At 66.0% G+C, this 6,765-nt stretch carries 6 protein-coding genes; 1 reads left to right on the top strand and 5 read right to left on the bottom strand.

The genetic code is table 11. From position 1 onward, the window contains the following. Positions 1–329, top strand: a 329-nt coding sequence (locus IV088_RS20840) for an ATP-binding cassette domain-containing protein (RefSeq protein WP_291105862.1), incomplete at its 5' end; no start/stop codon positions are given. Between the two features lie 441 nt (positions 330–770). Here IV088_RS20840 and IV088_RS20835 read toward each other — a convergent pair. From IV088_RS20835 to IV088_RS20815, 5 genes are all read right to left on the bottom strand, one after another. After that, positions 771–1,739 carry a dipeptide ABC transporter ATP-binding protein gene (locus tag IV088_RS20835; RefSeq protein WP_291105863.1) on the bottom strand — a complete coding sequence of 323 codons (969 nt, stop codon included), beginning with the start codon at positions 1,737–1,739 and terminating at the stop codon, positions 771–773. Between the two features lie 11 nt (positions 1,740–1,750). After that, the gene (locus IV088_RS20830; RefSeq protein WP_291105861.1) at positions 1,751–2,725 is read right to left on the bottom strand and encodes an ABC transporter ATP-binding protein; all 975 of its coding nucleotides are present in this window, start codon (positions 2,723–2,725) and stop codon (positions 1,751–1,753) included. 129 nt (positions 2,726–2,854) lie between these two features. After that, on the bottom strand, positions 2,855–3,712 hold the full coding sequence (locus IV088_RS20825; protein ID WP_291105860.1) for an ABC transporter permease subunit: 858 nt from the start codon (positions 3,710–3,712) through the stop codon (positions 2,855–2,857). 100 nt (positions 3,713–3,812) lie between these two features. Beyond that, entirely contained in the window at positions 3,813–4,841 is a 1,029-nt protein-coding gene (locus tag IV088_RS20820; protein ID WP_291105859.1) for an ABC transporter permease subunit, read from the bottom strand. 264 nt (positions 4,842–5,105) lie between these two features. Then, on the bottom strand, positions 5,106–6,698 hold the full coding sequence (locus IV088_RS20815) for an ABC transporter substrate-binding protein (RefSeq protein WP_291105858.1): 1,593 nt from the start codon (positions 6,696–6,698) through the stop codon (positions 5,106–5,108). Between the last annotated feature and the right edge of the window lie 67 nt (positions 6,699–6,765).

Raw genomic sequence — 6,765 nt, 5'->3', positions numbered from 1 at the left:
TGGGCGAGCGCGGCGTGCGGCTCTCGGGCGGGCAGCGCCAGCGCATCGCGATCGCCCGCGCCATGTTGAAGAACCCGCCGCTGCTGTTGCTCGACGAAGCCACCAGCGCGCTGGACGCGCAGAGCGAGCGCATGGTGCAGGCCGCGCTGGAGTCGGCCATGAAAGACCGCACCACCCTGGTCATCGCCCACCGCCTGGCCACCGTGCAGCAGGCCGACCACATCGTGGTGCTCGACCATGGGCGGCTGGTGGAACAAGGCACGCACGCGCAGCTGGTGGCGCAGGGTGGGGTGTACGCGGGGTTGGCGGCTTTGCAGTTCAACGTCTGAGCCTCGGGGCCGGGGAAAGGTGGGTCCGGCACCTCGCGCAGGCCGATGGCGTCACCCCCGTTCTCCGGCCCACGCTCGCCGTCGGGCGGACCTGATCGCTGCCGCTATCGCGTCAACACCGTCACAGCGTGCAAGCTCTGTGGCAACGGCGAATGGGGCCTGCGCCCAGGGGAGCCACCATCGTCCTCAAAGACAGGTGGGCGTGCCTGCAGATTCGCTCGGCCATCACTTCGGGGGCAGGTGTTTTGGGTGAGCGGGCGCAGTCCCCATTCGCGGTTGCCACAGAGTTGGCGCGCAGCCACGGCGTTGACGAAGCAACGCCAGCGTGCCCGGGCAGACGCCCGAGAGGTGGGACGGAGAACGAGCACCCGGACCACCTGCCCCTGCCCACCCGACACGAGAGCCGAAGGCAAGGCAAAGCCCGACTCAAACCCAGAAGACTCAAACGTGGTGGCAAGCCACCTGCCGGCCTTCCAGAGGTCGCAACAAAGGCAGCTCACTCTCGCAACGCGCATCCGCCTTCGGGCAGCGTTTGTGAAACGCGCAGCCCGAGGGTGGGTTCAGCGGGCTGGGCAGTTCGCCGTGGATCTTGATCTTCTTCTGGCGCTGCGCCGGGTCGATGGACGGCGTGGCCGAGAGCAAGGCCTGTGTGTAGGGGTGCAGCGCGTTGGCGAAGATGGTGGCCTTCGGCCCCGCTTCGACCACACGCCCCAGGTACATCACCATCACGTCGTTGGCGATGTGCTCCACCACCGCGAGGTTGTGCGAGACGAACACATAGGCGGTCTGCAACTGCTCCTGCAAATCCATGAACAGGTTGAGCACTTGCGCCTGGATCGACACGTCGAGCGCCGAGGTGGGCTCGTCCGCGACCAGGATCTTGGGCTGCAGCACCATGGCCCGAGCGATGGCGATGCGCTGGCGCTGGCCGCCGGAAAACATGTGGGCGTAGCGGTCGTAATGTTCAGGGCGCAGGCCCACGCGCTCCAGGCTCGCCAACACCTTGGCCTTGCGCTCGCTGGCGCTGAGCGTGGTGTTGAGCAGCAGCGGCTCACCGATCTGGTGGCCGATTTTCTGGCGCGGGTTGAGCGAGGCGTAGGGGTTCTGAAACACCATCTGCACCTGGCTGCGCAGGCGTTTGTACTGCGCGCGGTCGCCCGGCTGCACCCACTCGCCGCCCACCTGCAGACGGCCGTCGGTGGGTGGCTCGATCAGCGTGAGCTGGCGCGCCAGCGTGCTCTTGCCGCAGCCGGACTCGCCCACCACGGCCAGGGTCTGGCCGGCCGTGAGCGTGAACGACACGTCGACCAGGGCCTTGACCGTGACCTTCGGTTTCATGAAGCCCTGCGACACGCCGTAATGGCGCGTCAGTGATTCGGCCTGCATCACAGGCGCCGTGGGCGCGGTCATCGGGGTGGCGGTCATAGCGTCTCCTGCGCCGTCATGGGGTAGAAGCAGCGCACCAGACCGTCGCCCTGCGCCAGCAGCTCGGGGCGTTCGATGTGACAACGTTCCTGGGCCTTGGGGCAACGCGGCGAAAGCAGGCAACCCGCGGGCCGATCGAACTGGCCGGGCACGATGCCGGGCAGGGTGTGCAGGCGGCGCGCGCCACGGCTGTGCTCGGGCACACTGCTGAGCAGCGCGTGGGTGTAGGGGTGTGCCGGTGCGGTGAACAGGCGCTCCACGGCGCCCTGCTCCACCTCCTGGCCCGCGTACATGACCGCGACGCGTTGCGCCACCTCGGCCACCACGGCCAGGTCGTGCGTGATGAGGATCAGGGCCATGTTGTGCGCCCGCTGCAGCTGCACCAGCAACTCCATGATCTGGGCCTGGATGGTCACGTCCAGCGCGGTGGTGGGCTCGTCGGCGATCAGCAGCTTGGGGTGGCAGGCGATCGCCATCGCGATCATCACGCGCTGCGCCATGCCGCCGGAAAACTGGTGCGGGTAGCTCTCCAGCCGCTGCGCAGCCCCGGGGATTTCCACCATCTGCAGCAGCTCGATGGCGCGCGCCTTGGCGGCCGCGCCGCGCAGGCCCATGTGTTCGCGCAACACCTCCTCGATCTGGAAGCCCACGGTGAAGCTCGGGTTGAGCGAGGTCATGGGGTCCTGGAAGATCATGGCCATGTCCTTGCCCAGGATCTTGCGGCGCTGGCGGTCTGAAATGGTCTGCAGGTCCTTGCCGTCGAACCGCAGGCGATCTGCGCCGACGTGGCCCTGCCCGGCCAGCAGGCCCATGACGGCCATCATCGCTACCGACTTGCCCGAACCCGACTCGCCCACGATGCCCAGCACCTGGCCCTGGTCCAGCTGCAGGTCCAGCCCGTCCACCGCGCGAAAGGCACGGCCCCTGGCGCCGAATTCGACGCGCAGGTTTTTGATTTCAAGAAGACTCATGCCAAATCTCTCAAGGGTTGCACCTTCACCGGCGCGAGATGTCTGAGCCAAGAACGCCGCGGAACCGGCTTTGCCGGGCCGCCAGCGTTGCCCCCTTGAGGGGGTCGCGCGAAGCGCGGCGGGGGTGTTTCATGTTGCTGACTTGAGTTTGGGGTCGAGCGCGTCGCGCAGCCCATCACCCACCAGGTTGATTGCGAGCACCGACCACAGAATGGTCAGGCCCGGCAGCGTCACCACCCACCAGGCGCTCTCGATGTAGTCGCGCGCCGAGGCGAGCATGGTGCCCCACTCGGGCAACGGCGGCTGCACGCCCAGCCCCAGGAAGCCCAGCGCCGCGATCTCCAGAATGGCGGCGGAAAAGCTCATGGTGGCGTGCACGATCAGCGGCGCGGTGCAGTTGGGCAGCACGGTCACGAACATGAGCCGCAGCGTGCGCGCACCCGACAGGCGCGCAGCGGTCACGTAGTCGCGCTGCAGCTCGCCGATGGCCGACGCACGCACCAGCCGCACATAGGCCGGCAGCGACACCAGCGCGATGGCGATCATGGCGTTGAGCAGGCCGGGGCCGAGGATCGCCATGATGGCCACCGCCATCAGCAGCGAGGGCAAGGCCATCACGATGTCCATGGCGCGCATGATGGCGGCGTCCACCCACTTGCCGGCGAACGCAGCCACCAGCCCCAGGATCACGCCCGGGATCATCGCCAGCACCACCGACACCAGGCCCACCAGCAGCGAGAGCCGCGCGCCGTGGATCAGGCGCGAAAACAAGTCGCGACCGAGCTCGTCGGTGCCCAGCAGGAACTGGCTGGTGCCACCGGCCCAGACCGGGCCCTGCAGGAAGTGCTCGCGGTATTGCTCGATCGGGTCGTGCGGTGCGACCCAGGGCGCGAAGATCGCCAGCATGCCCACGATGGACATGAACACCAGGCCGGCCACGGCGCCCTTGTTTTGCGAGAAGGCTCGCCAGAATTCAGCTAAGTTCATTCAAAGATCTCCGCGCAGCGGTGGAGTGAGTGACGATCCGGCGCCGGGCCGCCCCAAGCCGGATCAGCCCCCTTGGGGGGCAGCGGCGGAGCGTGGGGGCTCATGCTTGCACCCGGATGCGAGGGTTGGCCACACCGTAGAGCAGGTCCACGATGAAGTTGGTGACGACAACGAGCGTGGCCACAAGCAAGATGCCGTTCTGCACCACGGGGTAGTCGCGCCGGCCGATGGCGTCGATCAGCCACTTGCCGATGCCCGGCCAGGAGAAGATGGTTTCGGTCAGCACCGCGCCGCCCATCAGCGTGCCCACCTGCAGCCCCACCACGGTGAGCACGGGGATGAGCGCGTTGCGCAGCGTGTGCACGAAGATCACACGCATGGGCGACAGGCCCTTGGCGCGCGCGGTGCGCACGTAGTCTTCGCGCAGCACTTCCAGCATGGAAGAGCGCGTCATGCGCGCGATCACCGCCAGCGGAATCGTGCCCAGCACGATGGCCGGCAGGATCAGGTGGCGCACCGCGTCCCACAGCGCGCCGCTGTTGAGCTCGGGGTCGGCGCGCTCGGCCAGCCAGGCGTCGATGAGCATGAAGCCGGTCTGCGGCTGCACGTCGAACATCAGGTCGAGCCGGCCGGACACCGGCGTCCAGCCCAGCCCCACCGAGAAGATCAGGATCAGCAGCAGGCCCCACCAGAAGATGGGCATGGAGTAGCCGGTGAGCGCGCCCGTCATGACGGTGTGGTCCAGCCAGCTGCCGCGCTTGACCGCCGCGAGCACCCCCGCGATCAGACCCAGCACCAGCGCCAGCAGCAGCGCGCACAGCGCCAGCTCCAGCGTGGCCGGAAACAGGGCCTTGAATTCACTCCACACGGGAGACTGCGTCTTGAGCGACTGCCCCAGGTCGCCCCGCGCCAGTTGCCCGAGATAACGACCGTATTGCACATACAGCGGTTGGTCCAGACCCAGGCGTTTGAGGGCGGCGGCGTGCAGCTCCGGGTTGAGCGTGCGCTCGCCCACCATCACTTCGACCGGGTCGCCGGGGATCAGACGGATCAGCGAAAACGTCAGCAGCGTCACTCCCAGGATCGTGGGGATCAGCACCAGCAACTTCTTGAGGAGGTATCTCAGCATGAGGGAGCACCCCTTGTTGTTTTCAGACTGCGTAGAGAAGAGCGGACGTCAAAAGCTTGACGCCCGCAATTGCACCGGAGCGGCTGCCCGAAGAACACGAGCAGCCCGGCATCGTCAGGCCGCGAGCATTGCCCCCAGGCGCTGCAGGCTACACGCAGTGAGCCTGCAGCCGAACCACCCAGAACGCGGCGGAACCGGCTCAGCCGGGCCGCACCGCGTTGCCCCCTTGAGGGGGTGACGCCGCAGGCGGCGCAGAGGTGGGCCTTATTTGACCCCGACACCTTCGAAGCTGTAGTCGCCAAACGGGCTGATCTTGAAGCCGTAAAGCTCCTTGCGCATGGGCTGGTTCACCGTGGAGTGGGCGATGGTGGACCAAGGCATGTCTTTCTTGAACACCTCCTGTGCCTTCATGTACAGGTCAGTGCGCTCTTTCAGGTTCACGCTGTTGCGCGCCTTGAGGGTGTAGCCGTCGAATTCCTTGCTGCAGTAGCGCGCGTAGTTGGAGCCGCCGATGGCTTCGCAGGTGAGCAGCACGCCCAGGAAGTTGTCGGGGCTGGCGTAGTCGCCGGTCCAGCCGATCAGGCCGGTGTCGTGCTCACCTTGCTTCAGGCGCTTGAGGTACTCGCCCCACTCGTACTGCGTGATCTTGGCCTTGATGCCCACCTTGGCCCAGTCGGCCTGGATCATCTCGGCCATCAGCTTGGCGTTGGGGTTGTAGGGGCGCTGCACCGGCATGGCCCACAGGGTGATCTCGGTGCCTTCGGCCACGCCGGCCTTCTTCAGCAACTCCTTGGCCTTTTCAGGATTGAAGGCGGCGTTCTTCAGCTTGGCGTTGTAGGACCACAGCGAGGCGGGGAACGGGTTGCTGGCTTCCTGGCCCTGCCCCTGGTACACCGCGTCGATGATGGCCTTGCGGTTGATCGCCATGTCCAGCGCCTGACGCACCTCCACCTTGTTCAGCGGCGCCTTTTCGGTGTTGTAGCTCAGGTAGCCGATGTTGAAGCCCGGTGCCGTGTCCATCTTCAGCTTGGGGTCGGCCTTCATGGCGGCAATGTCCTGCGGTTTCGGGTAGGACATGATGTGGCACTCACCGGCCTTGAGCTTCTGGAAGCGCACCGAGGCGTCGGTGGTGATGGCGAAGATCAGGTTGTCCACCAGCACGTTCTTGGCGTTCCAGTAGTCTTTGTGCTTGACGTAGCGGATCTGCGCGTCCTTCTCATAGCGGCGCAGCGCGAAGGGGCCCGTGCCAATGGGCTGCTGGTTGATCATGCTGGCCTTGCCTTCGGCCACCAGTTTGTCGGCAAATTCCTTGGACAGGATCGAGGCAAACGGCATGGCGATCTTGACCAGCAGATCGGGGTCGGGCTGCTTGAGCTTGATCACCACCGTCAGGTCGTCGGTCTTGGTCACCGATGCGGTGTTGCTCTCCAGGCCCACGTCGGAGGCGTAGGGAAACTGGGCCGGATACGCCTTGTTGAACGGGTGGTCCTTGTTGACCATGCGCTCGAAGGTGAAGATGACGTCGTCGGCCGTCATGTCACGGCCCGGCTTGAAGTAGTCGGTGGTGTGGAACTTGACGCCCTTGCGCAGCTTGAAGGTGTAGATCAGGCCGTCGGGGGACACGGTCCAGGATTGCGCCAGGCTCGGCTCCACCTCGGTGCCGCCCTTCTTGAACTGCGTCAGGCGGTTGAACATGGCGTGACCGGCGGCGTCAAAGGTGTTGCCGCCGGTGTATTGCGCGGTGTCAAAACCCTCCGGGCTGCCCTCGGAACAGAAAATCAGCGTGCCGGCGGCCTGCGAGGCCATCGCCACAGCAGACAGGCCCAGCGCCAGGGTCAGTTTCTTCAGTTCAAACATGATCATCCTTCGTTGTTGCGGGGCCGCGAGATGCCACCCCTGTTCAGGAAAAATTCATTATCAATAC

This window comes from Hydrogenophaga sp. (assembly GCF_018780075.1).
GTDB lineage: Bacteria > Pseudomonadota > Gammaproteobacteria > Burkholderiales > Burkholderiaceae_C > Hydrogenophaga.
The sequence above is the reverse complement of the archived record's forward strand: the minus strand, read 5'-3'. Positions and strand labels throughout refer to the sequence as shown.

Coding starts and splice junctions, on each gene's coding strand:
- IV088_RS20835 (WP_291105863.1), bottom strand. CDS start 1,739: ATGACCGCGCCCACGGCGCCTGTGATGCAGGCCGAATCACTGACGCGC.
- IV088_RS20830 (WP_291105861.1), bottom strand. CDS start 2,725: ATGAGTCTTCTTGAAATCAAAAACCTGCGCGTCGAATTCGGCGCCAGG.
- IV088_RS20825 (WP_291105860.1), bottom strand. CDS start 3,712: ATGAACTTAGCTGAATTCTGGCGAGCCTTCTCGCAAAACAAGGGCGCC.
- IV088_RS20820 (WP_291105859.1), bottom strand. CDS start 4,841: ATGCTGAGATACCTCCTCAAGAAGTTGCTGGTGCTGATCCCCACGATC.
- IV088_RS20815 (WP_291105858.1), bottom strand. CDS start 6,698: ATGTTTGAACTGAAGAAACTGACCCTGGCGCTGGGCCTGTCTGCTGTG.